A 25,775-nucleotide genomic window follows, 5' to 3' on the forward strand; every position below is an offset into this window, starting at 1 on the left:
CTAACTAGTTGGCGATGGCTCGGCAACAATGGCGGTCAACCAAGCCGGTTTCTCACAGATTTGTCCTGGTCTCAGCCTTGCTTTTTTTTGGGTGCACCTGGCCTGGCATTCCCAATGCGACACGCGCCCATTTCTGATAGGTGTAGCTGGCCGAATACGCGGCCACCATCGCGCCAATGGAACCGTCCAGAAATCCCAGCCGGAAAATATAGCTGCGCACATAGGCCCAGACGGAGCGCAAGACCGCCTTGCCTATCGAGCTTTTTTTGCCCTCGGCAAGCAGTTGCGCGGCGGACGCTTCTGCGTACCGGCCGATCTTGTCGTGGGCATCTGCCAAGTCGGTAATGGAATCGTGCTCGATCGGCTGGGATAATCGGCTGACCTTCCCGTTCACCAATACCTTCTCGTGCACGGTGTCGTCGCTGAAGCGCCCGGAGCGGCGACGGAAGAGCCTGAGCACCAGATCGGGCGACCAGCCGCTATGGCGGACAATGTGACCGCAAAAGCGCGATCTTCTCGGCATTTCGAAGCCGTCATAGGCTTTTGGGTCGGCGATTGCGGCCCTGATTTCCGCGCCGAGCGGCGCCTCCACCCACTCATCGGCATCCAGCGAGAGGATCCAATCCCCCGTTGCCGCGGCCAGCGCACGGTTTTTTTGCGCGCCGAAACCGGGCCAATCAACGGTCATCAGAACCTTGGCCCCCAGATCACCGGCAATCTCCCTGGTCCTGTCGCTGCTGTTGTTGTCGAGAACGACGATCTCATCGGCAAAATGGACCGACCGAAGGCATTGCGCGATGGACGCCTCCTCGTTGCGGGTGATGATAATGACCGAGAGCGCCGGCACGGTCAGAATGTTCCGGCATCAAAGCTGCCACTGTCATTCGAATGCATCTGCAGCATCGGCTCCCGGCCTGTTGGCACACCGAGGATACTAACCTGATTTAACAAAGTCGAAAATCATTTCAGATCAAGGCTTTCATACAGCGCCATCATTCGGTTGATCATGACATTGAAATCATAGTGTTCGGCCGCCGCTCTCACCCTGGCTGCGGTCTCAGGTCGTGACGACAACTGCAGCGCGTGCGCGAGCCCTGCTGCGAGGTCGCTTTCGCTGGCCGCATCGCAGACAAGCGTCGGCTCGAACCGCTCGACAAGCTCGCGCGCTCCACAGCCGGTGCTTACCACGGCGGGCAAGCCGCTGGCCATGGCTTCGATCACCACTGTGCCGAAAGGGTCATAGATGGAAGGCAGCACGGCCATATCGGCCGCGCCGTACCACGGCAGCATGTCTTTCTGCGGCCCCAGCATCTTGAGTCGTGCGCCGAGACCGAGCCTGTCGCCGGCCTGCCTGAAGGCGTTGGCGCGCGAATCATGGCCGATGACCCATAATTCAGGCTCGCCATCGAGCCTGGCGACCGCCTTCATCAGTGCAAGCAGTCCCTTTCGCGCAAAGCCCGAGCCGACAAACAGGACGACCGTCCTGTTTTCGTCGACGTCGAGCCGCGCGCGCATTGTCGCCCGATGCAGTTGGCGCAGCTGCGGGCTGAAGCGGTCGAGGTCCACTCCGTTCGGAATATGGTGCACATTTTTCGCCGGATAATCATAGTGACGGACAATGTCGTCTGCGACCATTTTCGAAATGGCAATGACAGCTTTGAGCCGAGGGCTGGCATAGGTTGCGCGTTCGAGGCGCAGCGTCTGGCGGTGAAAGGGGCTCAGCGCCATTGCCGCCCTGCCAAGCCGCGTCTCGAAACGCCGCCGCTCGGCAAGATAGGCGGCATGAACGCCCTCCCCGGCCCGGAAGACATCGCAGCACGGGAGGCGATCGTTGCTCTGCACCAGGGCCGGTGGCATCTCGGCGATCTTGCGGCAGGCGGCTTGAGCAAAGGACGTCGCCCGCAGCGAACGCGGAAACCGGCGGCCGGCACAATGAATGAATTCTATGCCTTCATAACGCGGCCAGTCGCCGGAGAGCACGGCCACCGGCCGCTGACGCGCGGCGAACGCCGCCATGATGTTTTCCAGCATGATCTCGCCTCCACCAAAAGGCGCATAACGCTGGCGCACGAACAGGATCGGCCTGTCGAATTGAATTTCGGTGCCACGAATGCCGGCGTGCATGGGGTCTGGGCTCCGGCCTTGTTGCCATCTGACGATGTCTATAGAGGCCAGCGCGCATCGGCAACAGTTGGAAAGCTCACCCGCCGGAACTCAGAACAGGCCTATGTCCATTGTCCGCAACTGCTTGCGATTTGCCTAACGGTGCTGCATGTAGAAATTAACAGCAAACAGCGGATCCGCGCCAGCTCCAGCCGGGCGGTGACCGCCATGAGGGGAATCGACGGCTTGAGCAAAGCAACCTGGCCCGCCATTGTCCGCCGGACGATTACCGACACCGCCATATATCGGCTGAGACACACCTTCGGAAGACGGGCAGAAGTGTCATCGCTGCGGCCGATAACGCCCCTTAAAGCCAATGACCTGCCTTTGATCCTCGTCATCCGCAACGAGGCGGACAGGCTACGCCCGTTCCTGAAGCACTATCGCGAGCTCGGCGTCACCAGATTCGCCGTCCTCGATGATCGCTCGACAGACGGAACAGCTGAGCTTCTGGCCGAGCAGCCAGATGTCGATCTATTTAGCTCGCCGATCACCTATTCGCAGTCGGACCTGGGAAACCTTTGGCGGCAGCGGATTGTGCAGATTTATGGTCAGCCTCGCTGGTATCTGACCGTCGATGCGGACGAATATCTTGTCTATGACGGCATGGATCAGCATCCGCTCGGTGCGATGGCCGACTGGCTCAAGCGGCGCGGAATGACACGCCTGCTGGCGCCGATGATCGACATGTATCCGAGTGGAAACATCTGGGACGTACCCTTCGATCCCATCGTGCCGCCATGGCAAGTTGCGGACCATTTCGACGGCAGCGGCTATGAGGTGACGAGGAGCCCTCGGCATCTCAAGATCACAGGCGGCCCGAGGACCCGGCTTTTCGCCAGGCAGCACAAGTTGACCAAGTTTCCTCTGATATATGTTGATCGCCAGACGATTTTTACGTCGATTCACTCACCGCTGCCTTACTGGCGAAACTATATAAAGGGATTGGGCGGCCTGCTTCATTTCAAGTTCTTCGCCGATTTCAACGACAAGGCGCAGGTCGCGGTGGCGGAAGGTCAGTATTGGAACGGCGCTTCCAAATATCGCCAGTATCATGAGGTATCGAGCGGTAAAGCTGCTCTCAGCGCGATGAGCGAACAGTCAATGCTGTACGAAGGAGCTCACAGCCTGTTCAAAACGGGTTTGATCGACAAGATTGATTGGTAGACGGCATTTCCAGCAGATGCCGAACCGACATCATGCATAACCGAATGCTTTCATAAGCTGGGCACCTCGTCCTTGTACCAGGTCCTGTAACTCGGCGTTTCCAAGTTCGGAGCGCCATCTCCCGCTTCCGTCGTAGATCGGCTGATTGACCTGTTGGTTCCGGAGCACCTCATGTTGGGTCTCGACGCTGGCGTCGGTCGGCTTGAACCATTGCTGCGGGTTCTTGTGGTAGTCGAGGAGATCCGGGCTGAAGGTCACATCGAGAAAGCCGCAGATCTGCTCGACGACTTTGGCCGGATTCTCGACCAGGTCCTCATAGCGATAGATCAGCACATCCGGCTTTCCTCGTTCCGCAAAAACCAGCGCATTGTCGTTGATCCAGCGGTCGAGAGCCTCCTTTGGGTTGCCAAGTCGTTTGATCAGGGACGCTACGACGTCGCGCCCATCTCGCACCGGCATGACGAAACGCGCGCCGGGCACGAGCCGGCGAATGCGGGCGACACGGCGGATATGCCGCGGTGTCTTTTCAAGCAGCACGTTCTTTCCAGCCTCGAGCGCCGCCCGTTTCAGTTTCCCGAAGCGGAACATGGCCAGTGGCGTCCACTTGAAGAAAATGTTGGTTTCCTGGAGCGGCAGGTAGACGTCAGGATGCGACGCAAGGATCGTCGCAATCAACGTCGTCCCGCTATGGCCGCAGCCGCAAATGAATCCGGTCCGCATCACCATGTCGGCAATGCTCCCTAACCCAAGGCGACCCGGGCGCGGTTATCGACGCGAGCGTAGCACAAGCCGTTGGTGCTAAAGACCTTGTCCAGCTTCTCCCAATATTCGAACTTAGCCAACTGCTCGTCACAATAGGCCACGTCGTCCTCGGAAAGATATTCGCCGTAACCGCCTATCTTGCCCTTGCGCACCTTGAAGCTTTCGGGATCATTCGCATCGCGGGGCTGTAATATCTTGCCGTATCGATCGGACAGATCACCGGTCGATTCACTCACTTTCATCTTGTCGAATGTTCGGTTGTTCGCCACCTCGACAAGCGTCCGATCGTCAGCCTGCAGGTTCAGGAATCCAAGGATCGCGCGAAGGACACCAGCTGTATCCCGATGCATGTCTTCATATTGAAGATACCGGATTTCGCGCATCCGGGGCATTGCCGCAAACCAATGCAGGTTAAATCTAATGATCTTTTCGATCCCATGATTGTCGCTTCTGATAAAATCGCTGAACGATCCCGCTGGAAGCATGTGGCGCTTCTGAACCTGAAAGTACCCTGAGACCACCGTATCTCTTGGATCACGAACAAGCATTATTGTTCTTCTCTTCTTGTATCGAGATTTATTCTCCTTGAGGCTCGATTTCGGTCGAAGTAACTTGTGGTCGGTTCCGTCGTGAATGTATTGAACTTCAACTCCTAGATCGTCCAGCATGACACGCAGCCAGGTGCGCCCCGATTTTGGAAAGGATACGATAAGAGGAAGAGGTGGCGCTTTGGCCTGGAAAAATTTTAGAAAGGACATGGGAGAGACCTCCTTTAGATTATCAGAGCTGGCGCCCGAACCGCTGCCGGCCAGACCAACCCTATTACTGGGCGCCTAAGCCTACGGCTGGTTCGAACACAAGGCAGAAATGCCGGCAAGAATTGCGATCCTCTGCGGGGCGAATTGGGCCTTTACTATATCCCGGTTCGGAATGCCTTATGTTTTTTGGCCTGTTGCGACGACTGTTCGACACGGGCGCTCCATTGCGCGGTCCGTCGGCCGAACCCCTTAATGCGCATCGCGTCGAAGCGTATTCAGTGACGCGCTTTTGGACGACATGCATTAGCCACTCACTTTTGTGACCCATGGCGCCAGAATGGACTCGGCCTCGCCCATCACCACGGACCAGGGGCGTTCCCGTTTCGAGACCAGCACGGCCGATGGATAGTAGGGCGTGCGGTCGCCCTCGACCGGCCAGGAGCGCTTGAAGCCGTCGCCCAGAATGAAAACCGAGGGGATGCCGAGCGCGCCGGCCAGATGCGCTCCGGTATTGCTGATGGTCACCACGGCGTCCATCGCGGCAACCTGCGCGGCGAAAAGGTCCATGTCGACGAGCTGATCGACCGATCTGTCATGAAGAATGCGCTCCGGCTCACCGTCGGTCAGGATCTTCAGATCGGTCTCGATCTGGCCATACTGCAGCGAGACGAACCGAAGGTCCGGGCGGCCGATCAGGTTTCGCCAGGCGGCAAGCGGCGGCAGGTCTTTGCCGGGATTGGAGCTGCCCCATGCGATACCGACCAACGGCCGCCCTTCCTTCCGGTAGCGGGCGCGAAGTTCAGCGACCCGGGCCGGATCCGGCTTAAGGGACACGAAATGCTCGCGGATCGTCGCCTCGTCGGTCTCGAAAACGGCAGTCAGATGCTGGACGCCGGCGAAGGCCTGCGCCTCGCCATAGGCAGCCTTGCCATCAGCGCCGACCGGCCGCACGTCGGCGGTCGGAAAAGTGCGCTGAAAGAGCGGTACCAGGCGGCGCTCGACCAGCACGATCGAGCGGGCGGCGCGCGCCAGGGCACAGCCCACGGAACTCGCATGATGGATCGCGGTGGCCAGACCCTGCTTTTCGGTTTCCATCAGATCGACCAGCAGTGTCTGGCCCGAAATATCCTGGCCCAGCCACTCCCCATCGACGCGGCCGTTGACGATGTGGCGTCGTGCGATCCTGAGTTCGGCGGCTGCGCCATAGGCGCCCATCCGCATCAGCGCCTTGCTGAGCTCGTCGATCAGGTGGACCTCGCCCCTCGACTTCGCAATGGATCCAAGAGCCAGGGCTTTCGGCAGTGCCGCCGGCCAATCGCGCGACTCGACGCTTCGCCGATAATCCGCCATCTGATCGGCAATGTCGCCGTCGCGCCAGCGAAGGAAAAGCTGCCGGCGGTGACGTCGGAACCAGACCTTGTATTTGTAGCCTGCAAGCGCGACAGCGCGGCGCAACCGGCCGACAAGTTGGTTACCCTCCATCGCCAGCTCCGCCGATGATTTGCATGACCCGTCCGCCTGCTTCCTGCACTGCCGACGCCCAGGCTCGGCCGCCTTTTCGGACCAGTCGAACGGTCGGATATGCGGCGACGGTCTCGCCGAAAGCAGGCCAGGACAGGCGAAACCCGTCGTCGAGCATGACAATCGTCGGCACGCCCAGCGCTCCGGCGAGGTTGGCGCCGGTATTGCTGATCGTCACCACCGCGTCGAGCGCCGCGATTTGGGCGGCAAAGCGGTCCATGTCCGTCAACTGGTCGACGGAAGCGTCATGGATGATGCGCCCCGGCGCGTGGCGCTCGAACTCGGAGAGGGCCGGCCCGACATCGCCATATTGCAAGCTGACGAGGCGCCCCGGCAGGCTGCCGAACAGCGTCCGCCAATCGTCCAGAGCCGGCAGATCCTTGCTCTTGTTCAGGCTTCCCCAGGCAAATCCGATCAGGGGACCTGGGCCGCCATCGAGATAGGTGCCGCGCAGCTCGGCAACCAGTCGGCGGTCCGGCTCCAGCGGAACGAAGGGCGCGCGTGCCGCCGGGTCGTCCGGCCAGAAATGCTTTGCGAGTGTCTCGAAACCGGCAACGACGTCGGCGTCCACCGCCGCCATGTCCTCTTCCCCTTCAATCCTGACATCGAGCGCAGGATATGTTCTGCGATAAAGCGGTGCCAGTCGCGGCTCGACGAAGACGATGCATCGACCGGCAGCCGCGACTGGACCAAGCAGCGACGCGAACTGGAAAAAGATCGCCAGGTCGCCTTCGCGACGATCGACGAGAAGCGTGCGACCCGCAAGATCACTGCCATCCCAATCGGGCCTGCCGCGCAGCTGCTTGCTCGCCGCCATCAACTGCCAGATGCGATTTCCTCCGTCGAGACGCCTCAGTCCACGCCCCGCTTTCTTGATCAGCCCGAGATCGCCAAGCTGCTCACCAAGCACGCCAAGCGCCAGTGCATGGTCGCGAGCAGTTTGCCAGTCACCACGCTGCACGCTTTCCTCCATCAGCCTCGTATGCCTTTCGGCATTTTCGTCGGCGTGGCGCGAGGGACGTCTAAGAAGTTCCTTTGCCCGCTCGAGAACCTTCTGCAGCCGCTTGCCGACGGCGCTCTGCGGGCGCAGATCGGCGGTTTTTGCTTTCTGAAGGATGGTTCGTCTGTTCTGCACGGCGATGTTCTATCGTCCTCGGGGAGCGTCGGAAAGCGTCGTCAGGATCGACGAGAGCCGCCGGCCGGCCCCGTCGAGCACCAGCGACCAAGGGCGCCCCTCCTTGCGAATGATAATGCCCTTCGGATACCAGGGTGTCCGGTCGCCGGTCACTGGCCATGCCGTCTGAAAATTGTCGTCGATGAGGAAAACAGTCGGCACGCCAAGGGCTCCGGCAAGATGGGCCGCCGTATTGCTGATCGTCACGACAGCATCGAGTGCGGCGACCTGTGCGGCGAAACGGTCCATGTCGACCATCTGGTCGACGCTGTCGTCAAAGATCAGACGCGCGTCATTGCCGTTGCGAAGGCGCCGCAACGCCGGCTTGATCTGTCCGTACTGGAGCGAAACGAATGTCGCTGGCGTCTGGGCGATGAACCTTGCCCATTCCGGGAAGTCAGGCACGTCCTTGGTGTGGGATTTACTGCCCCAGGAGAGACCCACCAGCGGCAGATCCGTCATCGAGCGATAGCGCCTGCGGAATGTCTCGACGAGTTCAGGATCTGCCCGCAGCGGCACGAAGTCGGCAGCAAGCTTTTCGGCATCGCGTCCGAACACCCAGGCGAGATCTTCGAAAGTCGCACGTTTGTCGCCGACCACATCCTGCTGCGCCGGGATCACGGTCGCCTTCGGGAACGTTCGCTGCAGAATTGATACCAGGCGCGGCTCGACCCGAATTGTTGCGCTTTGCGCATAGGCAGCGGCAGCGCCGGCCAGTCGCGCGTGGCGGATAACCCGGCCAAGGCTGCGCGGGTCATCCTCCACAAGATCGATCAGCAGTGTATCCGATCCGAGATTCTCGCCGGTCCAATCGTTGGCGCTTTTCCCTTTCCGCAGCCTGCGAGCGGAAAGCCGAAGCTCAGCTGCCCGCGCAAAGTTGCCAAGCCGTTCGAATGCCTGGCCCGCCTTCTGCATCAGCTCCGGGTCGCGATTGTGATCGGCCGTGACAGCCATCTCATTGGTACCGGCTTCAAGGCCTTTCCAGTCCCTGCGCACGATCAGCGCCTCAACCTTGGCCTGCAGCTCAAGAATGGAACGCGGCTGCTTGGGACCGGAAAACAACCTGCGCACCGCCTTTTTGTACCGGCGCAGCTGAAGGCCCAGTCCACCAATCACATACCGGACATAGGAACCGTGATAAAAGCTGGTCATCGGCCTTCAGCGCAATACGCTTTGCCGCAGCTTTTTGCCGCTTTCGGCCATCGGATCGGGCGTCTCCAGGTGGAATATCGAACGATATATCTCGCTGTGTTTGGCAAGCTGGTCATGCGTTCCATCATCGACAAGCTGTCCGGCGTCAAACACGAGAGTACGATCGGCCGCCTTGATTGTAGACAGCCTGTGCGCAATGCAGATCACCGTGCGCTGAAATGTGTTGTCGAAGGCTGCCTCCATGACTGCCCGTTCGTTTTCACCGTCAAGCGCCGATGTCGCTTCATCATAGACGATTACCGCAGCATTCTTGAGCAAGGCGCGTGCGATGGCGACGCGTTGTTTCTGCCCGCCCGACAGATTGGTGCCGCTCGGCCCGACAAGCGTGTCGAGCCCGTTTTCGAGCGCCGAAGCAAAGCTGGTGACCCGGGCGAGGTTCGCAGCAGACTCGATTTCCTGATCCGTAGCGTTCGGGCGGCCATCACGAATGTTGTCGCGGATCGAGCCTTCGAACAGGAAGACGTCCTGTGACACAAGTGCGATATTGTCGCGAACGTCGGCCAGGCTGATCTTCGAAATGTCCTTTCCGTCGATCAGGATCCTGCCCTTGTCCGGCTCCATCAGGCGCAGGATCAGATTGACGATGGTGGTCTTGCCGGCGCCGGAGCGGCCGACGATCGCCAGCTTCTCACGAGGTCGCACGTCGAAGGAAACACCCTCGAGCGCCGGGCTGTTGCCGTCATAGGAGAAGGCCACATCTTCAAAGCGGATACCACCATCGACGTCGGTCAGGCGCTCGCCTGCGATTGCGAGTCGCCGCTGCTCGGGCGTGTCGATCAAATCATACATCTGCTCGACGGCAACCATTTGCTTCTGGATGTCGACGTTGACCCGGGCCAACCGCTTGGCAGGCTCATAGGCAAGCAGGAACGCGGTAATGAAGGCCATGAATTCGCCAGGCGTCTTGCCGTTGCCGAGGGTCTGCCAGCTGGCATACATAACGAAAAGCCCGATGATCACGCCGCCGCCGGTCTCCATCAATGGGCTCATCAATGCTGATGTCCGGTTGATCTGGATGCCACGTCTTTCCATCTTGCGGACGGCCTTTGCAAAGCTGGCAACCGCCTTGTCCTCGAGCTGGAAGGATTTGATGGTGCGGATGCCTTCGACGGCTTCCGTGCCGATCGACTGGACTTGTGCGGCCAATTCCGTCTCGCCCCTCGCCAGCGCCTTGAGCTTCCTGGTTATCGCGCCGACTGACAGGAACAGCATCGGCAGAACCGCCACGGATATCAGCGACATTACCGGGTCCTGCTTGACCATGACGCTGGCCAAGGCAATCAGGGTCAGCAGATCAGAGACGGCGCTGCTCGTGAGGGTGAGAATAACGGTCGCCCCGGCGCGCGCGTTGAACATGATTTTGGAGATGAATTTTGCCGGATGCTGGTTGGCGAAACGGCCGATGTCGAAATACACCATTCGGGAAAATTGACGGTTTTGAAGGTCCGAAACGATAGCCCGGCGAATCTTTCCCGTCGTGATGGTCTGGCAGTAGGCAGCTATGCCCTTGACCAGGAAAATGCCGATGATGACGACGCTGATACCTGATACAGCGGCAGCGTCTCGCTCGACATAGATGGTGTTGATCATGACTTTCATGATCCAGGCCGCTGCGCCGGTCGCCGCAGCAGCGGCGATCGAGCACAGCAAACCTGTCACATACAGCATCTTGTGCGGCGGCAGATTTTCGCCGATCAGACGCTTGATCAGCGGATATGCCGGGACCGTTGACACTCGTTTCTTTGCAATCATCTCGTCGCCGCCCGTTGCGATCCCGTCCGGTCTTCGCGTTGTCTTAAAAGCGCGAGACGGTTTCGATCACTGTCTGTGGCTTCGTTCCCGACCGCAGTCAATGCCGAACCGGATCCTTGCACGTCATCGGCTTATGACCGTCGGTTCCTCGCATGCCAAGCTATGCGGCTCTTGCGCCATTCGTCGTCGGCCGCGCTATGCCTGGTCAGTGTTTTGCGAGGACCATGAGATGGCTTCCAAGAGGCGATGTGTGATTGCTTTTGATCGAAAAGCCCACATCCGAAAGGACCGCGATCATCTCCTTATCCTTGCCAGGGGGGACGCGGGCAACGATCGTTTGAGCACGCCTGGCGATATCGGACAGCACGCTTCTCGCCTTGTCCGCGCCCAGGCTCCACTGCATGTGATGGTAGACCGCCAGCAGCATGACGATGTCGTACTGCGGTTGGAGAACATTTTGCAGCTTCCGGCTGCCAAGATCGAGACAATCGAACCGGCTTTGGACTGGACAACCCAGGAAGATCATCCTGGCCGTCTCGATATGCGGCTTGAGAATGTCGATCCCATGGATCGAACTCGGTCCTAGCTTGGATATCTCATAGGCGACAACACCCATGTTGCAGCCAACATCGAGAATGGATTTCCCGGCGTAGTCGACCTCTGCGGAGAATAGCCCGTCCAGCCGGTCGTCCCACGTTCCCTTGAATCTCTTTTGCTTATTTGACCACCACAAATCATTGTTCTCCAAAAACGGCGCCGGACTGATTTCCTTGACGGAGGACGACTGTGCGCCGGGCCTAATCCGGTCCAGTTGCTGGCGCGCAAACGACACTGTCCTGAGCGTCCTGTAAACGTAACCGCGGGAGAAAGGAACTCCTGATCACAGCATCCTGCGAAGACGTTTCGGGAAGTTGACGAACACCCGGCCCGACAAATCGACACATCGGTTGGAAATCGCAATGTCGCTTGGCGCCCCCTACCCGCGCCTGCCCTCGAGTTCCTGAAACGCACGCCTTTTCGGCAAGGTAAGCCATATTTGTTCTTGCTTTGTGCCGGCAACTATGCTACTAATTTGTCTATGGTGCTGATTTGCACCAACGACCGTCTTACCGCGACATGCGGTTTTTCAGCCAGGCTCGATCAAAGCCCGCCCGCATTGCGGGGCTGTTGGCCAATCACGGTCGAGTGCCAGCCTTTTCGGCAGCTTCCGAGAAGGGAAATCGGAAAAGCAGCTTCCGGTTCTCGTCGCAGATTTCGAAGGAAAGACCTGTCAGGACCGGGCTGCCGCTGAGCAGGCCCTCGGCCAGGATTTCCTTGGCCGAAGCCATGGCGTTATCCTGAGCCGCGGACAAACCGTCCAACTCCTGACCCTCGAAATCTTCCGTCAAGCGGCCCTCATTGTTTCGGAAATGGAAAAAATATCTCGGCATGGCTGCTCCGGTTGATCGGTTTCTCTAATCCATGTCGCGCAAAAATGTGCAGCGGTTTTGCGACAACAACATGTATCAAAACAAGAACCTAAAGCTCATCGCATGAGGCCGATCGACGCGACGCGCCTTAGTCGCAAGCGCCTCAGGAGCAGCCTCGAATTCGTACACGACAGCACCGCGCGATTTTGGCATTGGGATTCATGGCGTTTAGGCCTTCATGCGTCAGGTCGATCGAACAGCACCCCCAGCCCATGTTCGAACGCACATGCCGCAATCATTTCGTCAAGGGCTTTTCCGGAGACCGGGCAATTCGGCATGACAGCCCTGATCGCGATCTCAGCCGCTGCGGTAGAAACCACATCGTGGCGCCTCTTCCTGGTCTCCATATATTGCTCGATCAGAATTTTCAGGCGCCGCGCTGCAATCTCGTCAACGACCATCGTTCTCCCTCGATTCGGCACAATGTCCGTCTTCCGGGGTCCGTCCTCCGGGTGAAGGGTCCGCTGCCATTGGGTAGCAGCGGACCACTCGGCTGGGTGAGCCAGTGGCCCGAGGCGGGGTGTCTCGGACCGCCACCACAATAGCTTCGGCAGGCCACTCGTTCCACAGAACGCTGTCGTTGGTAATTTTCGTACACTGAGCATTGCCGCAGGCAGTCTGCGACCGTGGGAGTTTTGGGCTATGCCGCGTCGCCGGGTACCGGATCAGTTCCGGTTTTGATAGCTGTAGATGCCCGCGCCGATCGCGACCGCTCCTACGGTGATCAGAATCGATGGCACACCCATCAACGTGGCGACGATCCCCCAGACAATGGCGACGGCAATTGCGCCGGCCGTTCCCAGCACCAGTCTAAGCCGTTTCGACATTATCCATTCCCCCAAAAGTGCATCTTTGGCCTTTTCCGGTCGAAATACCGCAATGCGGCACCATTGTCTGCGCTTCATCCAACTTTTTATGCCGCCCTGAGCCCCGACCGCTGAGGCGTAAGCGATCCGTATGCGGCCTTGTCGCAAACACCCACTCGACAACGAGGAAGCTTGGGCGCGAGCCCGAGAAGCGGGGCGTCAGAAAGCGAGCTATCTATGCAAAATTTTCGGAATTTACTCCGGTTCACAATCATGGGCATGCCGGCCACGACAACCGCAATAGTCATCCCGGGCCTTACCCCCGAGACAACCGAAGCGACTTTGATTTGCCATAGGTTGGTCTGCCAGAAGGCGAGCAATGAACCCAATGCCTTCGGCACCAAATATCAGCGTAAATGCACCTGCGAAAATGTAAGCGAAAGCGCGTCGGTCGCCGATCGGGCGCTCCGGCTGAATGCCATCCTTCATCTGACGATCTGCAGCAGTTGGCGCCTATCGCCTCAACGCGTGATCGCGATGCCGATCCTCGCCGCTCATCGGCAACGGCCTATCGCCCTCGAGCAGGCGGGTGATCCGGGCGAAGCCGGCAAAAGCCTTTCGCGCTTCCTCGGCCGACATCCGGCCGGCCATGGCCGCTGCGCAGCAATTCACCGCACATTGGTAAACCGGCCCGCGCCGCCCAGCCGGCCATTTTCGCAAGAATGCCATTGCTTCGGCAACGCTGTCGATCTCCTCCACAGGCTGTCCCTGTCCGCGCAAAATCCGCACGGGCGAAAAGAATTGCAAGCGGTCCATCATTTCCTCCCCGTCGACCGGATGCGTGCGATCGAACCCCACTAAACTCGCGAACCGGGCTTTGGTTCCCGGCCAAGGAGGGCTTGGCCTGAAAAATGTTGGCCGGACCAGACGAGCAGCGGTGGAAGCGCCAGGCAGCCCCAATTGCCTGACATCTTGCCCCAATTGGGTGACATCTCGCCATTGTACGGGAACGTTAGCGCGGCTGATGCATTTCGATGCCACGAGCAGTCTTTTTGAGGGAAATGCCAAAACATGAGAATAGCCCATGTGGCGCCGCTCCATGAATCCGTGCCACCCCGGTTCTATGGAGGGACGGAGCGCATCGTCTCCTATCTGACCGAGGGATTGGTCGAGCTTGGCCATGACGTGACCCTGTTCGCCAGCGGCGATACCAAGACATCGGCGAAATTGGTGGCGTGTCGCGAGCGCGCGCTCCGTCTCGATCCGCGCCCGCACAAATCCGAAACCGCAGCGCATCTCTCGATGCTCGCAGAGGTGAGGAACCGAGCGCAACAGTTCGACATCATCCATTTCCATCTCAGCCACTTCCTGCATTTTCCTTTCTTCGAACACATGCCCGACCGGACGGTGACGACACCGCATGGCAGGCTCGACTATGTCGACCTGGCCCCGGCCTACGAACATTTTCCGCGTTTTCCGATGATCTCGATTTCCCGCAGCCAGAGAACCGGGCTGGCCAAGGCCAATTGGCTGGCGACCATCCATCACGGGCTGCCGATCAATATGTACGAGTCGACTTTCGAGACGGATGCGGACCAGCCGTATCTGGCCTTTCTGGGCCGGCTGTCGCGCGACAAGCGCCCGGACCGTGCCATCGAGATCGCCTTGCGCTCCGGGCTGAAACTGAAGCTTGCGGCAAAGATCGGCGATGACGACCGCGCCTTTTTCCACGACACGGTCGAGCCGCTGATCGACGGCGACCGTGTCGACTATGTCGGCGAGATCGAAGAGGACAGAAAAGCGGAATTCCTCGGCAAGGCGGCCGGCCTGCTGTTTCCAATCGATTGGCCGGAGCCGTTCGGTCTTGCCGCGATAGAGGCTATGGCCTGCGGCACGCCGGTAATCGCCTGGAAATGCGGTGCCCTGCCGGAGATCATCGACCACGGCGTGACCGGTTTCCTTGTCGATTCAGTCGATGCTGCGGTCGCCTCGATACCGGAATTGCTGCGCCTCGACAGGCGACAGGTGAGAGCCGTATTCGAAAACCGTTTTTCTGCCACGAGAATGGCCCACGACTATGTGGCTGCCTATACGCGCCTGATCGGCGCTCCCGGTGAAGCGAGAGCATCCTGATCGGCGTCATTGTGGACATTGGAACGAAACGACAGAGCTTGTGACGTATGAATCAACTCGACGAGCGTAAGCTTGATCCCGCCGTAGCCCTTGCCTCCCTCGACGAGGTTGCGCCCCGGGAGCCGCACCGGCTGTTCGCCCTCAAGCAAGGCGACTGCTTCGCGGTGGCCGACGCCTATGGCGACATCCGCGGCGCCGGCGACGGCTTTTTCCGAGACGACACGCGTGTGCTTTCGGAATTCCGGCTGACGGTCGGTGGCCGGCAAATGTCGCTGCTGGGCGCATCGCTCAGCCAGGACAATGTGCTTTTCACCTCGAACTTGACCAATCTGCCGATCCAGAGTGTCGGTGGTCGCGACATTCCGCAAGGCGCGATCCACATAGAACGCGTCAGGCTGCTTTGGCAGGACCGGCTGTTCGAGCGCATCACCCTTTCCAACTACAGCCAGGAATCGTCGGCCATTCGGGTTTCGTTGCATTTCGCAGCAGATTTCCGTGACATGTTCGAGGTGCGCGGTTCGACCCGGCTCAAGCGCGGAATAGCCCACGCCGCCGAGACCAGTCCGACATCCGTGGTGCTTCGATATGACGGGCTAGACCAGCTCGTGCGCCTGTCGGCAATCTCGTTCTCGCGGGCGCCGGACAATTTGACCGCCAGCCGTGCGGATTTCCTGGTTGCGGTGACGAAGCGCAGCAGCGAGGTCCTCTATATCGAGGTCGGCCCGGAAGTGGCGGAGACACCCGACCGCGACCGTTTTCGGGCTGCCGCCGCCCGCGCTCGCTTCGGCATGCGCGCCAAACGCCGCCACGGCGCGACGGTGCACAGCTCCGGCCGCGTCTTCAACGACTGGATCGAACGCGCGCGCGCGGACGTGGCGTTGCTGACCACCGAGCTTGCAACCGGACCTTACCCCTATGCCGGCATACCCTGGTTCTCGACGGCGTTTGGCCGTGACGGGGTGATTTCCGCACTGCAGATGCTGTGGTTGAATCCTGGGCTGGCGCGCGGCGTACTCGCCTTTCTCGCCCAGCATCAGGCAACCGAAACGTCGCCGTTCAGCGATTCGCAGCCGGGCAAGATCATGCACGAGACCCGCAAGGGCGAGATGGCGGCGCTGCGGGAGCTCCCGTTCGGCCGCTATTACGGCGGCGTCGATACCACGCCGCTCTACATTCATCTCGCCTGCGCCTATGCGGATCGTACCGGCGACATGGCATTCGTCGACAGTCTGTGGCCATCGCTCTGTGCAGCGGCCGAATGGACGGAGGAGACAAGCCGCGCGACCGGCTTCGTTACCTACCAGCGCGGCGCCGAGACCGGCCTCGCCAACCAGGGCTGGAAGGACAGTTTCGATTCCGTCTTCCATGCCGATGGCCGCATGCCCAAGGGGCCGATCGCCCTGGTCGAGGTGCAAGGCTACGTCTTTGCCGCGTTCCGTGGGCTGGCAGCGCTCGCCCGCCGCCGCGGCGAGGACGACAAGGCCGATCATTGGGAGGAACGCGCCGAAACCATGCGCGCCGCGGTGGAACGCCATTTCTGGATGGACGATCTCAATTTCTATGCACTGGCGATCGATGGTGCAGGCGAGCTCTGCAAGGTACGGACGTCGAATGCCGGCCATCTTCTCTTCGTCGGGCTGCCCGAGCCGGAACGGGCGCAAATGGTCGCCGATCAGCTGCTCTCCGCGTCGTTCCACTCTGGTTGGGGAGTGAGGACGCTGGCCGACGATGCGATATTCTTCAACCCGATGTCCTACCACAATGGTTCGATCTGGCCGCACGACACCGCCATGTGCGGTGCCGGCTTGGCACGTTATGGCGTGCGCGACAGCGTGGTCCGGCTGATGAGCGGCACGTTCGAATCGGCTGTCCATTTCAACATGCGGCTGCCGGAACTGTTCTGCGGCTTTACCCGGTCGCCGGGCGAAGCGCCGATCGCCTATCCCGTCGCGTGCCTGCCGCAAGCCTGGTCAGCGGGATCGGCCTTCATGCTGATGCAGGCCTGCCTTGGGCTCGAAATCGACGGCTGGAACAGCGAAATCCGGGTCACCCGCCCAAGGCTGCCGATCGGCATCGACACGCTGACATTGCGGCATCTGGGTGTCGGCTCGACAGTGGTCGACCTCACATTCCAGCGTGTCGGCGACCGGGTCGTCGCCTTTCTCGCCGATCGGTATGAGGGGATGGTGCCGCTCATCGTGCGCACTTGATGCCGCCGCGCTGCGGCGCATCGAAAATGACGCGCGGCATTGCAATCGTCCGGAACCGATAGCCTCTTTGTGCGTTGCAAAAATGGGCGGCTGGGGAACGCTGTTGTTATCACACGGCCGCGAACCAGAAAAACAAATAAAAAACGGCTATCAGCTGGCCGGAGGCGAGATCACATTCCATGTCAGATTATACTGTAAACCTGCTCTGGGTTTTGCTGATCGCAAGTTTTGGCTTTTCCGCTTTTGCCATTCTCCTATCGATATCCCGCCAGCGTCGCGGCCGCGCAACGGCGGCCGCATACACGCCGAGCGAGGATGTCGCGTCGGAAGCGGCACGCAAGGTGCTGCGCGAGTTCGAAAAGAACGGCCAGTCGGCCGACGCGGCACTGGTCACGTGGTCGCCCGACACTTTGCGCAAGATCCTGGCCGACGACCTGCCGGACGCACAGGTCATCGTGGTGTCCAACCGCGAACCCTACATCCACAACATCAAGGATGACGGGGTGCAACTTTTGGTGCCGGCCAGCGGGCTGGTTTCGGCACTCGAGCCCATCACCCGCGCCTGTGCCGGCACCTGGATCGCCTATGGCGGCGGCACGGCAGACCGCCTCACCGTCGACAAGGACGACCGGGTGCAGGTGCCGCCAGGCAATCCGTCCTACACGCTGCGCAGGGTCTGGCTGACGGAGGAGGAATATCAGGGCTACTATCTGGGATTCGCCAATGAGGGCCTATGGCCGCTTTGCCATATCGCCTTCACCCGCCCCGTGTTTCGCGCCTCGGACTGGGACGCCTACGAGGCCGTCAACCGCAAATTCGCCGATACGGTGGTTGCCGAAGCCCGCAACGAACGGCCGATCGTGCTGGTGCAGGACTACCATTTTGCGCTGCTGCCGCGCATGATTCGCCAGCGCCTGCCGGACGCGATAGTCATCACCTTCTGGCATATCCCGTGGCCCAATTCGGAAGTGTTCAGCATCTGTCCGTGGCGTGAGCGGATCCTGGAAGGACTGCTCGGCAGTTCGATCATCGGCTTTCATACCCAATTCCATGCCAACAACTTCACCGAAAGTGTCGACCGCTTTCTGGAGAGCCGGATCGAACGGGCAGACGCGGCAATCTCCTATGGTGGGCAGACCACATTGGTCCACGCCTATCCCATTTCCATAGAATGGCCGGCCAAATTGCTGGCAAAACTGCCGTCTGTGGAGGAGTGCCGCGCCAGCGTACGCGACAGATTCGGCCTGTCTGCGGATACCAAACTATGCGTTGGCGTCGAGCGCCTCGACTACACGAAAGGCATTCTCGATCGCTTTCATGCCTTGGACGAATTGTTCACGAGATATCCCGAATGGATAGGCAAGGTGGTTTTCCTGCAGATCGCCGCGCCGAGCCGAGGGACATTGCCCGCCTACCAGCAACTCCATGACGAATGCCGTCGCTGTGCCGAGGAGCTCAACCGGCGATATGGCAGCGAGACATACAGCCCTATCCTGATGGTCGCCGAACATCATCGGCAGGAGCAGGTCTACGAGGTCTATCGCGCCGCCGACATCTGCATGGTCACCAGCCTGCATGACGGCATGAACCTTGTCGCCAAGGAATTCGTCGCGGCGCGCGACGACGAACAGGGCGTGCTTTTGCTCAGCACCTTTGCCGGCGCCTCGCGCGAATTGCTGGAAGCACTGATCGTCAACCCCTACGATGCGGCCATGATGAGCGAGGCGCTGTTGCAGGCGCTGACGATGACGCCGGATGAGCAGCGCGAGCGTTTGCGGCCGATGCGCGAGATGGTCCGCGACAACAACGTCTACCGCTGGGCCGGCAGCATGCTGCTGGATGCCGCGCGCCTGCGCAAACGCGGCGATCTCGACAGGGTGACCGGAACCGGCGAGCGCCCGCCTTCGAACACCAACAACGTCATCTCGATGTTCGAGCGGGCACGGAAGGCAGCGTCGTGAAAAGCTTTGAACAACCGCCGGCGTTGAACCTGTCGGAAGGGCAATGGGCGCTCTTCCTCGACATCGACGGAACCCTGCTGGAGCACGCTGCCCATCCCGACGCGGTGTTCGTCGGCGAGGAATTGCGCAACCTGCTTGGACACATCGAGCGGCGGCTGGATGGTGCGGTCGCCTTCATCACCGGCCGATCGATCCCGGCCGTGGACAAGCTGTTCCATCCGCTGAAGCTGCGGATCGCCGGACTGTATGGGCTGGAGCACCGGCTGACGCCGACCGGTCCGATCGATGCCGCCGACGCGCCGGCGGACATCGCCGCCCTTGCCGACGAGATCGAGGCCGAACTGGGCAGCGGCAAGGTCTATGTCGAGCGCAAGGGGCCGGTCCTTGCCGTTCATACAAGAGCAGCACCGCAACTGCTTGCGCCCGCAATCCAGCTGGTCGAACAGGCATTGGCCCGGCTTCCGAAGGGTTATCGGGTGCTTCCGGGAAACGCCGGCGTCGAGCTCATGCCTTTGGAAGCCGTCAAAGGTGCTGCCATCCGGCGTTTTATGGACATTCCGCCCTTTATCGGCCGGCGGCCGATATTCCTCGGAGACGATACATCGGACGAACACGGTTTCGAGGCGATCAACGAAATTGGCGGCATCTCCATCCGCGTGAAGCCGAACGGACCGACGGCCGCAAACTACGCCCTCGACGACGTGACCGGCGCAATAGCCTGGCTCGAGGCCAGTTTCGAGACGTCGGCGGTGGCCGGTGCTCGACCGGCCGGCAAGCAAGCAGCGACCGAATCAGCGGCGAAGCTCAATATCGCAGCCACGGCATCGTCCGGCCGATAAGCGCGTTTCTCATTGAATGTCTTTAAGTCCAAAGCCGGCAAATCGTCTGCTTGCCGGTTCCCCTGCGTCAGGCTTAACCTGCGTGCCATGCGTGGAGGCGCGGGTCGTAACAAGGGGAGGACATTGCAATGACCATACAAGGCGCATCACCGGACCTGTACAATGAGGATCTCGCTCCGGCGAAGGTTCGAAACTGGGGACCGTTCTCGATCTTCAACGTCTGGACGTCGGACGTCCACAGCCTGTGGGGCTACTATCTCGCGGCCAGCCTGTTCCTGTTTTGCGGCGGCTTCGTCAACTTCATCATCGCCATCGGTATCGGTTCGCTGATCATCTATGCGTTGATGAACATGGTCGGTTATGCCGGCGTGAAGACCGGGGTGCCCTACCCTGTCCTGGCGCGTGCTTCCTTCGGCATCTGGGGCGCCAACATACCGGCGCTGGTGCGCGCCATCGTCGCCTGCTTTTGGTACGGCGCGCAGACGGCGGCGGCCTCCGGCGCGATCGTAGCCCTGCTGATCCGCTCGCAATGGTTCGCCGACTTCAACCAGAGCACACATTTCCTTGGCCACTCCGGGCTCGAGGTGATCTGCTTCGTCGTCATTTGGGCGCTGCAGCTCCTGATCATCCAGAAGGGCATGGAAACGGTGCGCCGCTTCCAGGATTGGGCCGGACCGGCGGTGTGGGTGATGATGCTGATCCTGGCGATCTATCTTTGCATCAAGGCAGGCACCTTCGCCTTCACCAGCGACATCCCGATGGATGTGCTGCTGGAAAAGACAAAGGACGCGGGGGTGCCGGGCACGCCGGGCTCCTGGACCTCGCTGTTTGCGGTGGCGGCGATCTGGGTGACCTATTTCTCCGCGCTCTATCTCAACTTCTGCGATTTCGCGCGCTACGCCCCGGACAAGGCATCGCTGCGCAAGGGCAATATCTGGGGCCTGCCGGTCAACCTCATTCTGTTCTCGCTGGTCGCCGGCGTCACCACGATCGCCGCCTTCGACGTCTATGGCGAGGTGCTGCTGCATCCCGACCAGATCTCGGCGAAGTTCGACAGCTGGTTCCTGGCGGCGCTCGCAGCCCTGACGTTTGCGGTGGCGACGCTCGGCATCAATGTGGTGGCGAACTTCGTGTCGCCGGCTTTCGACTTCTCCAATGTCTTTCCACGCCAGATCGACTTCAAGAAGGGCGGCTACATCGCGGCGCTGATCGCGCTTGTGCTTTATCCTTTCGCGCCCTGGGAAGGCAGTGCTGCCTCCTTCGTCAACATCATTGGCGCGACGATGGGGCCGATCTTCGGCGTGATGATGGTCGACTACTACCTGATCCGGAAGGGCGAGGTCGACGTCGAGGCGCTCTACAGGGAGAATGGCGAATTCCGCTTTCAGGGCGGCTGGCATGTCAATGCCTTCATCGCCGCCGGTACCGGCGCGGTCTTCTCCTCGATCCTGCCCAACTTCACCAGCCTGCTGCCGTCATGGTGGGGCGTCTATGGCTGGTTCTTCGGAGTGGCAATTGCCGGCGTCATCTATTACGTGCTGCGCACGATGGCACTCGGTGCCGGAGCCAGGATAGCCAAGGCCTGAACGGACTCGGGGCGGCGCGAGCCGCCCCGTTTATTCTGCGACTATCTCGGCAAGGCGGCGCACTGTATTCCAGTTGCGTGAGGTGCCGATGCCGAGACGTTTGTGGCTCACCGCCGCAAGCAGCCGCGAACTCGGCATCTCGCGGGAAAAGACGATCCAGATGTCGCCGCCGACAATCCGCAGCTTCTCGCCCTTGCCGACATAGGCCTCAAGCGCCGTAGCGGCGCCGGCGGGAACGGGCGCCCGCATCACGCGCACCGCCACCTGGTCCGCGGCCTCGGCCGATTCGGCTGGGAATGGATTGCCTGCCGCCAGCCTCAGCCAGCCGTCGGCGCGGCGCACGATGATGTCGACGTGGCGGCCGAAAGTCTTTGCGAACGTCGCCTCCAGCCGCTGCTCCAACGCCGCGAGTCCTGTTTCTTGCGCCTCAAAAACCAGATTGCCGCTCGCTACCAGCGTGCGCGGGTTGTTCAGCCCCAGGCCTTCGGCCATCGCCTTGAGATCGGACATGACGACCCGCCGCCCCTGGCCCAGGACAATGCTGTAGAGCAGCGCGACGTAAGTTTGCATGGGCGGCTAGTCTAGACCAGCCGCGACTGCTCTACCGCCGCTTCGATGAAGCTGGCAAACAGCGGGTGCGGATCGAGCGGCCGGCTTTTCAACTCGGGATGGTACTGCACGCCGATGAACCAGGGGTGGTCGGGATATTCGACCGTTTCCGGTAGCACGCCGTCCGGCGACATGCCGGCAAACACCAGGCCGCAATCCTCGAGCCGCTCCTTGTAGTCGACATTGACCTCGTAGCGGTGGCGATGGCGTTCGGAAATCTGCGTATCGCCATAGATCTCGGCGATCTTCGATCCCTTGGCGAGGTCGGCCTGGTAGGCACCGAGCCGCATGGTACCGCCGAGGTCGCCGGTTTCCCTGCGCTTTTCCAGCATGTTGCCCTTCAGCCATTCGGTCATCAAGCCGACGACCGGCTCCTCGGTTGGACCGAACTCGGTCGATGATGCGTGCTCGACGCCGGCTAGCGAACGCGCTGCCTCGATGCAGGCCATCTGCATGCCGAAGCAGATGCCGAAATACGGCACCTTGCGCTCGCGCGCGAACTTCGCCGCCAGGATCTTGCCCTCCGAGCCGCGCTCGCCAAAACCGCCGGGGACGAGAATGCCATGGACCTTCTCCAGCCACGGCGCCGGGTCTTCCTTCTCGAATATCTCGCTTTCGATCCAATCGAGCTTGACCTTGACCCGGTTGGCGAGACCGCCATGCGACAGCGCCTCGATCAGCGATTTGTAGGCGTCCTTGAGGCCGGTATATTTGCCGACGACGGCAATGGTCACTTCGCCTTCCGGATTGTGGATGCGGTTGGATACCGCTTGCCACCGTTCCATGCGCGGCTTCGGCGCCGGATCGATGCCGAAGGCGGCCAGAACTTCCGAGTCGAGCCCTTCGTTGTGATAGGCCATCGGCACGTCGTAGATATGCGGCACGTCGAGCGCCTGGATGACGGCGCTTTCGCGGACATTGCAGAACAGCGACAGCTTTCTGCGCTCTTCCTTGGGGATCGGCCGGTCGGCGCGGACCAGCAGTATGTCGGGTGCAATGCCGATGCCGCGCAACTCCTTGACCGAATGCTGCGTCGGCTTGGTCTTCAGTTCGCCCGCTGTCGGAATGTAAGGCATCAAGGTCAGGTGGACGTAGACGGCGTTGTTGCGCGGCAGGTCGTTGCCGAGCTGGCGGATCGCCTCCAGGAACGGCATCGCTTCGATGTCGCCGACGGTGCCGCCGATCTCGCACAGCACGAAATCGTAGTCGTCATTGCCGTTGAGGACGAAGTTCTTGATCTCGTCTGTGACGTGCGGAATGACCTGCACGGTGGCGCCGAGATAGTCGCCGCGCCGCTCGCGCTCGATGATGTTCTTATAGATGCGGCCGGTGGTGATGTTGTCCTGCTGGTTGGCCGAGCGGCCTGTGAAACGCTCATAATGGCCAAGATCGAGATCGGTCTCGGCCCCGTCATCGGTCACGAAGACTTCGCCGTGCTGGTAGGGCGACATCGTGCCGGGATCGACGTTGAGATAGGGATCGAGCTTTTTGATGCGTGCGCGATAGCCTCGCGCCTGCAAGAGAGCCCCAAGGGCCGCTGCAGCAATGCCTTTTCCAAGTGAGGAAACCACGCCGCCTGTGATGAATACATATCGCGCCATGGGAGTCATCGCTTAACGCGGCCGAATTGATTCCGCCAGAGAAAAAACCGCCGCGAAGGCTTTTTCCCAAGAAGGCGCTCTGGTCGTTGGCGTATCAAAACAAAAGGGCCGGCGAGGCCGGCCCTTTTGGCACGATCTGTCAAAGCGTCAGATGATGACGACTTTGGTGCCTACTTTCACCCGGCGGTAAAGGTCCATGACGTGCTCGTTGATCATGCGGAAGCAGCCATTGGAGGCGCTGGTTCCGATCGACTGCGGCGCGATGGTGCCGTGAATGCGCAGGTGGGTATCTTTCTTGCCGTCGTAAAGATAGATGGCGCGCGCACCGAGCGGATTGTCGCCGCCGCCGGGCATGCCGTCCTTGTACTGGCCATAGTGCTTGGGTTCGCGCTTTTGCATATCCAGCGTCGGAATCCAGCGCGGCCATTCCTGCTTGTCGCCGACGGCAACCGTACCCTTGAACTGCAGGCCTTCCCGGCCGACCGCGATGGCATAACGGCGGGCGGTTGACGATGATTCGACGAGGTAGAGGCGACGGGCGCTGGTATCGATGACGATGGTGCCGGGGTTGTAGCCGGTGAATTCGACCTCCTGCGGCACGAATTCCGGCTTGACCTTGAACTGCCGCTTGGCCTGCTTCCTTTCGAGCGCGGCGTCGAGCGCGCGCGTCTCCGGAAGCAGCGACATCGACGAAGAGGATGTGCCGCCGAACAATCCCGCGAACAGCCCGACGCTCTGCGGCTTCTGCCCGACCGGTTCGCTGCGCAACTCGCCATTGTTGCCGGTCAGCGCAACGTTCATGGCCTCGGCCGGGATTGGCTCGGCCGACTGGATCGGCGCAATGGGCGTAATCGGTTCGATGATGTTGACGGTCTTCTTCTTGGCCGGCGTGGCGTCAGCCACCTTTGCCGTCGCGAGCGTCTGGCTCTTCTTGGCAAGGAATGCCTGCCGTTCCGCATCGGCTTTGGCTTTCGCCGCCTCGCGCATCGCCAGCTTCCTGGCTTCGAGTGCCTTGGCGCGAGCGGCTTCCTTGTCGGCTGCGATCTTGGCTTCGATCTTGCGGATCTGTGCAAGGTCGTCCGGCGTCGGATCTTTCTTCTTTTTGAGAAGCTTCAATTGCGCCGCATCGCTTTTGGCAGCGACGTTGACGAGGTCGGTTGTTGCTGCGGCTTTATGGGCCGAATTTGCCGTCGGCATGGCCGCGTAAGCGGGCGCACCTAGGCTGAGCACGGCACAAAGGCCGGCAAAAATGAAGCTGCGAAGCTGCATGGGGAAGATCCGATCGTTCAATGCTTGTTGCCCACGGCGTCGCCCGGCGCCCCCTAAGGACGCCGAGAATGCCGCGTGCAACGTATAATCGATTAGCCGGAAGCGCCTCAAGCGTGAGGCGCGGTCGAATCTTCTTGATCGTGCGGCATTTGCCGCGACTGTGATCAAACGACAACAGATCGCGGCATAAGTTGCCCGATTACTGGTTGGGGACCTGCGGCGTGGCCGGCGCTGTGGCGCCGTTTGTCGCTGGCGGCGTCGCCGGAGCGGTTGCCGGCGGCGTCGTTGCCGCACCATTGCCGGACGGCGGGGTCGGCGCCGTGGTGCCCGAAGGCGGCGTCGGCGTCGTGGTTCCGGGCAATTGGTTGAGTACGCCCTTGCCGTCCGAGGTTGCCGGCACGCGATCGAGAATGTCGATCGGCTTCTCGCCATAGCGCGCGACAATCGACAGTGTCAGCGAAGTGACGAAGAAAGCCGCGGCCAGGATCGCCGTCGCCCGCGTCAGCGCATTGGCGGCGCCTCGCGCAGTCATGAAGCCCGATCCGCCGCCGATGCCGAGGCCGCCGCCTTCCGAGCGCTGCAGCAGCACCACGCCGACAAGCGCGAGCACGACCATGAGGTGGACGACGATCAGTACGGTTTCCATAATTTATCCTGGCAAGGCCTTGCGCGGCCGCTGATTTGGAGGCGGCTCAATACAATGCTTTGACGGCATTTCCAAGCCCGTGGCCGGAATATGGGGAGCAATGCGTCCTTTGCAACGATTTCGGCGCCGGCCGTCGC

Annotated in this window: 23 protein-coding genes; 6 read left to right on the plus strand and 17 right to left on the minus strand. The window is 60.7% G+C overall.

Going from position 1 to position 25,775, the window contains the following annotated elements:
- Positions 1-52 precede the first annotated feature (52 nt).
- Positions 53-847, minus strand: coding sequence for a glycosyltransferase family 2 protein (locus NKH70_RS12840; RefSeq protein ID WP_352977192.1), 795 nt, complete (start codon positions 845-847; stop codon positions 53-55).
- A 113-nt stretch (positions 848-960) separates the two neighbouring features.
- The gene (locus NKH70_RS12845; RefSeq protein WP_353025383.1) at positions 961-2,124 is read right to left on the minus strand and encodes a glycosyltransferase family 4 protein; all 1,164 of its coding nucleotides are present in this window, start codon (positions 2,122-2,124) and stop codon (positions 961-963) included.
- Between NKH70_RS12845 and NKH70_RS12850 the strand changes: the two genes are divergently transcribed.
- The gene (locus tag NKH70_RS12850) at positions 2,092-3,330 is read left to right on the plus strand and encodes a glycosyltransferase family 2 protein (RefSeq protein WP_352977190.1); all 1,239 of its coding nucleotides are present in this window, start codon (positions 2,092-2,094) and stop codon (positions 3,328-3,330) included. The genes NKH70_RS12845 and NKH70_RS12850 overlap by 33 nt on opposite strands.
- Before the next feature lie 30 nt (positions 3,331-3,360).
- Here NKH70_RS12850 and NKH70_RS12855 read toward each other — a convergent pair whose 3' ends face one another.
- The 11 genes from NKH70_RS12855 to NKH70_RS35800 all read right to left on the minus strand — a co-directional run bounded on the left by NKH70_RS12855 (position 3,361) and on the right by NKH70_RS35800 (position 13,966).
- Positions 3,361-4,056, minus strand: a complete 696-nt coding sequence (locus NKH70_RS12855; RefSeq protein WP_353025384.1) for a sulfotransferase family protein — start codon at positions 4,054-4,056, stop codon at positions 3,361-3,363.
- Positions 4,057-4,070: 14 nt separating this feature from the next.
- Positions 4,071-4,850, minus strand: coding sequence for a sulfotransferase domain-containing protein (locus tag NKH70_RS12860; RefSeq protein ID WP_352916664.1), 780 nt, complete (start codon positions 4,848-4,850; stop codon positions 4,071-4,073).
- Between the two features lie 303 nt (positions 4,851-5,153).
- Positions 5,154-6,332, minus strand: a complete 1,179-nt coding sequence (locus NKH70_RS12865; RefSeq protein WP_352721442.1) for a glycosyltransferase family 9 protein — start codon at positions 6,330-6,332, stop codon at positions 5,154-5,156.
- Positions 6,322-7,506 (minus strand): glycosyltransferase family 9 protein, encoded by a 1,185-nt coding sequence (locus tag NKH70_RS12870; RefSeq protein ID WP_352977189.1) that lies wholly within the window; start codon positions 7,504-7,506, stop codon positions 6,322-6,324. The genes NKH70_RS12865 and NKH70_RS12870 overlap by 11 nt, the downstream gene beginning before the upstream one ends.
- A gap of 9 nt (positions 7,507-7,515) precedes the next feature.
- Positions 7,516-8,697 (minus strand): glycosyltransferase family 9 protein, encoded by a 1,182-nt coding sequence (locus tag NKH70_RS12875; RefSeq protein ID WP_352721446.1) that lies wholly within the window; start codon positions 8,695-8,697, stop codon positions 7,516-7,518.
- Between the two features lie 6 nt (positions 8,698-8,703).
- Positions 8,704-10,491, minus strand: coding sequence for an ABC transporter ATP-binding protein (locus NKH70_RS12880; protein WP_352977188.1), 1,788 nt, complete (start codon positions 10,489-10,491; stop codon positions 8,704-8,706).
- Between the two features lie 223 nt (positions 10,492-10,714).
- Positions 10,715-11,341 (minus strand): class I SAM-dependent methyltransferase, encoded by a 627-nt coding sequence (locus NKH70_RS12885; RefSeq protein ID WP_352977187.1) that lies wholly within the window; start codon positions 11,339-11,341, stop codon positions 10,715-10,717.
- Positions 11,342-11,684: 343 nt separating this feature from the next.
- Complete coding sequence (locus NKH70_RS12890) at positions 11,685-11,939, minus strand: DUF6894 family protein (RefSeq protein ID WP_352977186.1); 255 nt, start codon at positions 11,937-11,939, stop codon at positions 11,685-11,687.
- A gap of 215 nt (positions 11,940-12,154) precedes the next feature.
- Positions 12,155-12,379 (minus strand): hypothetical protein, encoded by a 225-nt coding sequence (locus NKH70_RS12895; RefSeq protein ID WP_352977185.1) that lies wholly within the window; start codon positions 12,377-12,379, stop codon positions 12,155-12,157.
- A gap of 264 nt (positions 12,380-12,643) precedes the next feature.
- Entirely contained in the window at positions 12,644-12,805 is a 162-nt protein-coding gene (locus NKH70_RS12900; protein WP_352977184.1) for a hypothetical protein, read from the minus strand.
- A gap of 492 nt (positions 12,806-13,297) precedes the next feature.
- The gene (locus NKH70_RS35800; protein WP_502908352.1) at positions 13,298-13,966 is read right to left on the minus strand and encodes a DUF982 domain-containing protein; all 669 of its coding nucleotides are present in this window, start codon (positions 13,964-13,966) and stop codon (positions 13,298-13,300) included.
- On the opposite strand from NKH70_RS35800, the gene NKH70_RS12910 reads away from it, so the two are divergent.
- From NKH70_RS12910 to NKH70_RS12930, 5 genes are all read left to right on the plus strand, one after another.
- Positions 13,856-14,917 carry a glycosyltransferase family 4 protein gene (locus tag NKH70_RS12910; RefSeq protein WP_352977183.1) on the plus strand — a complete coding sequence of 354 codons (1,062 nt, stop codon included), beginning with the start codon at positions 13,856-13,858 and terminating at the stop codon, positions 14,915-14,917. The genes NKH70_RS35800 and NKH70_RS12910 overlap by 111 nt on opposite strands.
- Positions 14,918-14,964: 47 nt before the next feature.
- Positions 14,965-17,127 (plus strand): amylo-alpha-1,6-glucosidase, encoded by a 2,163-nt coding sequence (locus NKH70_RS12915; RefSeq protein WP_352721458.1) that lies wholly within the window; start codon positions 14,965-14,967, stop codon positions 17,125-17,127.
- Positions 17,128-17,306: 179 nt separating this feature from the next.
- The gene (locus tag NKH70_RS12920; RefSeq protein WP_352977182.1) at positions 17,307-19,088 is read left to right on the plus strand and encodes an alpha,alpha-trehalose-phosphate synthase (UDP-forming); all 1,782 of its coding nucleotides are present in this window, start codon (positions 17,307-17,309) and stop codon (positions 19,086-19,088) included.
- Positions 19,085-19,927, plus strand: a complete 843-nt coding sequence (gene otsB, locus NKH70_RS12925) for a trehalose-phosphatase (protein ID WP_352977181.1) — start codon at positions 19,085-19,087, stop codon at positions 19,925-19,927. Before NKH70_RS12920 ends, otsB begins: the two co-directional genes overlap by 4 nt.
- A 128-nt stretch (positions 19,928-20,055) precedes the next feature.
- Positions 20,056-21,513 (plus strand): NCS1 family nucleobase:cation symporter-1, encoded by a 1,458-nt coding sequence (locus tag NKH70_RS12930; protein ID WP_352977180.1) that lies wholly within the window; start codon positions 20,056-20,058, stop codon positions 21,511-21,513.
- A gap of 30 nt (positions 21,514-21,543) precedes the next feature.
- On the opposite strand, the gene NKH70_RS12935 is transcribed toward NKH70_RS12930, so the two are convergent.
- The 4 genes from NKH70_RS12935 to secG all read right to left on the minus strand — a co-directional run bounded on the left by NKH70_RS12935 (position 21,544) and on the right by secG (position 25,638).
- Complete coding sequence (locus NKH70_RS12935) at positions 21,544-22,083, minus strand: DUF1697 domain-containing protein (protein ID WP_352977179.1); 540 nt, start codon at positions 22,081-22,083, stop codon at positions 21,544-21,546.
- An 11-nt stretch (positions 22,084-22,094) separates the two neighbouring features.
- Positions 22,095-23,723 (minus strand): CTP synthase, encoded by a 1,629-nt coding sequence (gene pyrG / locus NKH70_RS12940; RefSeq protein ID WP_352448839.1) that lies wholly within the window; start codon positions 23,721-23,723, stop codon positions 22,095-22,097.
- Between the two features lie 147 nt (positions 23,724-23,870).
- Positions 23,871-24,992 carry a L,D-transpeptidase gene (locus NKH70_RS12945; RefSeq protein ID WP_352977178.1) on the minus strand — a complete coding sequence of 374 codons (1,122 nt, stop codon included), beginning with the start codon at positions 24,990-24,992 and terminating at the stop codon, positions 23,871-23,873.
- Positions 24,993-25,191: 199 nt separating this feature from the next.
- Positions 25,192-25,638 (minus strand): preprotein translocase subunit SecG, encoded by a 447-nt coding sequence (gene secG, locus NKH70_RS12950; RefSeq protein WP_352466256.1) that lies wholly within the window; start codon positions 25,636-25,638, stop codon positions 25,192-25,194.
- Positions 25,639-25,775: the final 137 nt, after the last annotated feature.

This window comes from Mesorhizobium sp. M0991 (genome assembly GCF_040318915.1).
Classification (GTDB): Bacteria; Pseudomonadota; Alphaproteobacteria; order Rhizobiales; family Rhizobiaceae; genus Mesorhizobium.

What these genes read in the sequence shown, in the direction of transcription:
- NKH70_RS12845 (WP_353025383.1), bottom strand. Translation starts at nt 2,124, where the DNA reads ATGCACGCCGGCATTCGTGGCACCGAAATTCAATTCGACAGGCCGATC.
- NKH70_RS12855 (WP_353025384.1), bottom strand. Translation starts at nt 4,056, where the DNA reads ATGGTGATGCGGACCGGATTCATTTGCGGCTGCGGCCATAGCGGGACG.
- NKH70_RS12860 (WP_352916664.1), bottom strand. Translation starts at nt 4,850, where the DNA reads ATGTCCTTTCTAAAATTTTTCCAGGCCAAAGCGCCACCTCTTCCTCTT.
- NKH70_RS12865 (WP_352721442.1), bottom strand. Translation starts at nt 6,332, where the DNA reads ATGGAGGGTAACCAACTTGTCGGCCGGTTGCGCCGCGCTGTCGCGCTT.
- NKH70_RS12875 (WP_352721446.1), bottom strand. Translation starts at nt 8,697, where the DNA reads ATGACCAGCTTTTATCACGGTTCCTATGTCCGGTATGTGATTGGTGGA.
- NKH70_RS12890 (WP_352977186.1), bottom strand. Translation starts at nt 11,939, where the DNA reads ATGCCGAGATATTTTTTCCATTTCCGAAACAATGAGGGCCGCTTGACG.
- NKH70_RS12895 (WP_352977185.1), bottom strand. Translation starts at nt 12,379, where the DNA reads ATGGTCGTTGACGAGATTGCAGCGCGGCGCCTGAAAATTCTGATCGAG.
- NKH70_RS12900 (WP_352977184.1), bottom strand. Translation starts at nt 12,805, where the DNA reads ATGTCGAAACGGCTTAGACTGGTGCTGGGAACGGCCGGCGCAATTGCC.
- NKH70_RS12910 (WP_352977183.1), top strand. Translation starts at nt 13,856, where the DNA reads ATGAGAATAGCCCATGTGGCGCCGCTCCATGAATCCGTGCCACCCCGG.
- NKH70_RS35800 (WP_502908352.1), bottom strand. Translation starts at nt 13,966, where the DNA reads ATGGCCAAGCTCGACCAATCCCTCGGTCAGATAGGAGACGATGCGCTC.
- NKH70_RS12915 (WP_352721458.1), top strand. Translation starts at nt 14,965, where the DNA reads ATGAATCAACTCGACGAGCGTAAGCTTGATCCCGCCGTAGCCCTTGCC.
- NKH70_RS12920 (WP_352977182.1), top strand. Translation starts at nt 17,307, where the DNA reads ATGTCAGATTATACTGTAAACCTGCTCTGGGTTTTGCTGATCGCAAGT.
- NKH70_RS12930 (WP_352977180.1), top strand. Translation starts at nt 20,056, where the DNA reads ATGACCATACAAGGCGCATCACCGGACCTGTACAATGAGGATCTCGCT.
- NKH70_RS12935 (WP_352977179.1), bottom strand. Translation starts at nt 22,083, where the DNA reads ATGCAAACTTACGTCGCGCTGCTCTACAGCATTGTCCTGGGCCAGGGG.
- pyrG (WP_352448839.1), bottom strand. Translation starts at nt 23,723, where the DNA reads ATGGCGCGATATGTATTCATCACAGGCGGCGTGGTTTCCTCACTTGGA.
- NKH70_RS12945 (WP_352977178.1), bottom strand. Translation starts at nt 24,992, where the DNA reads ATGCAGCTTCGCAGCTTCATTTTTGCCGGCCTTTGTGCCGTGCTCAGC.
- secG (WP_352466256.1), bottom strand. Translation starts at nt 25,638, where the DNA reads ATGGAAACCGTACTGATCGTCGTCCACCTCATGGTCGTGCTCGCGCTT.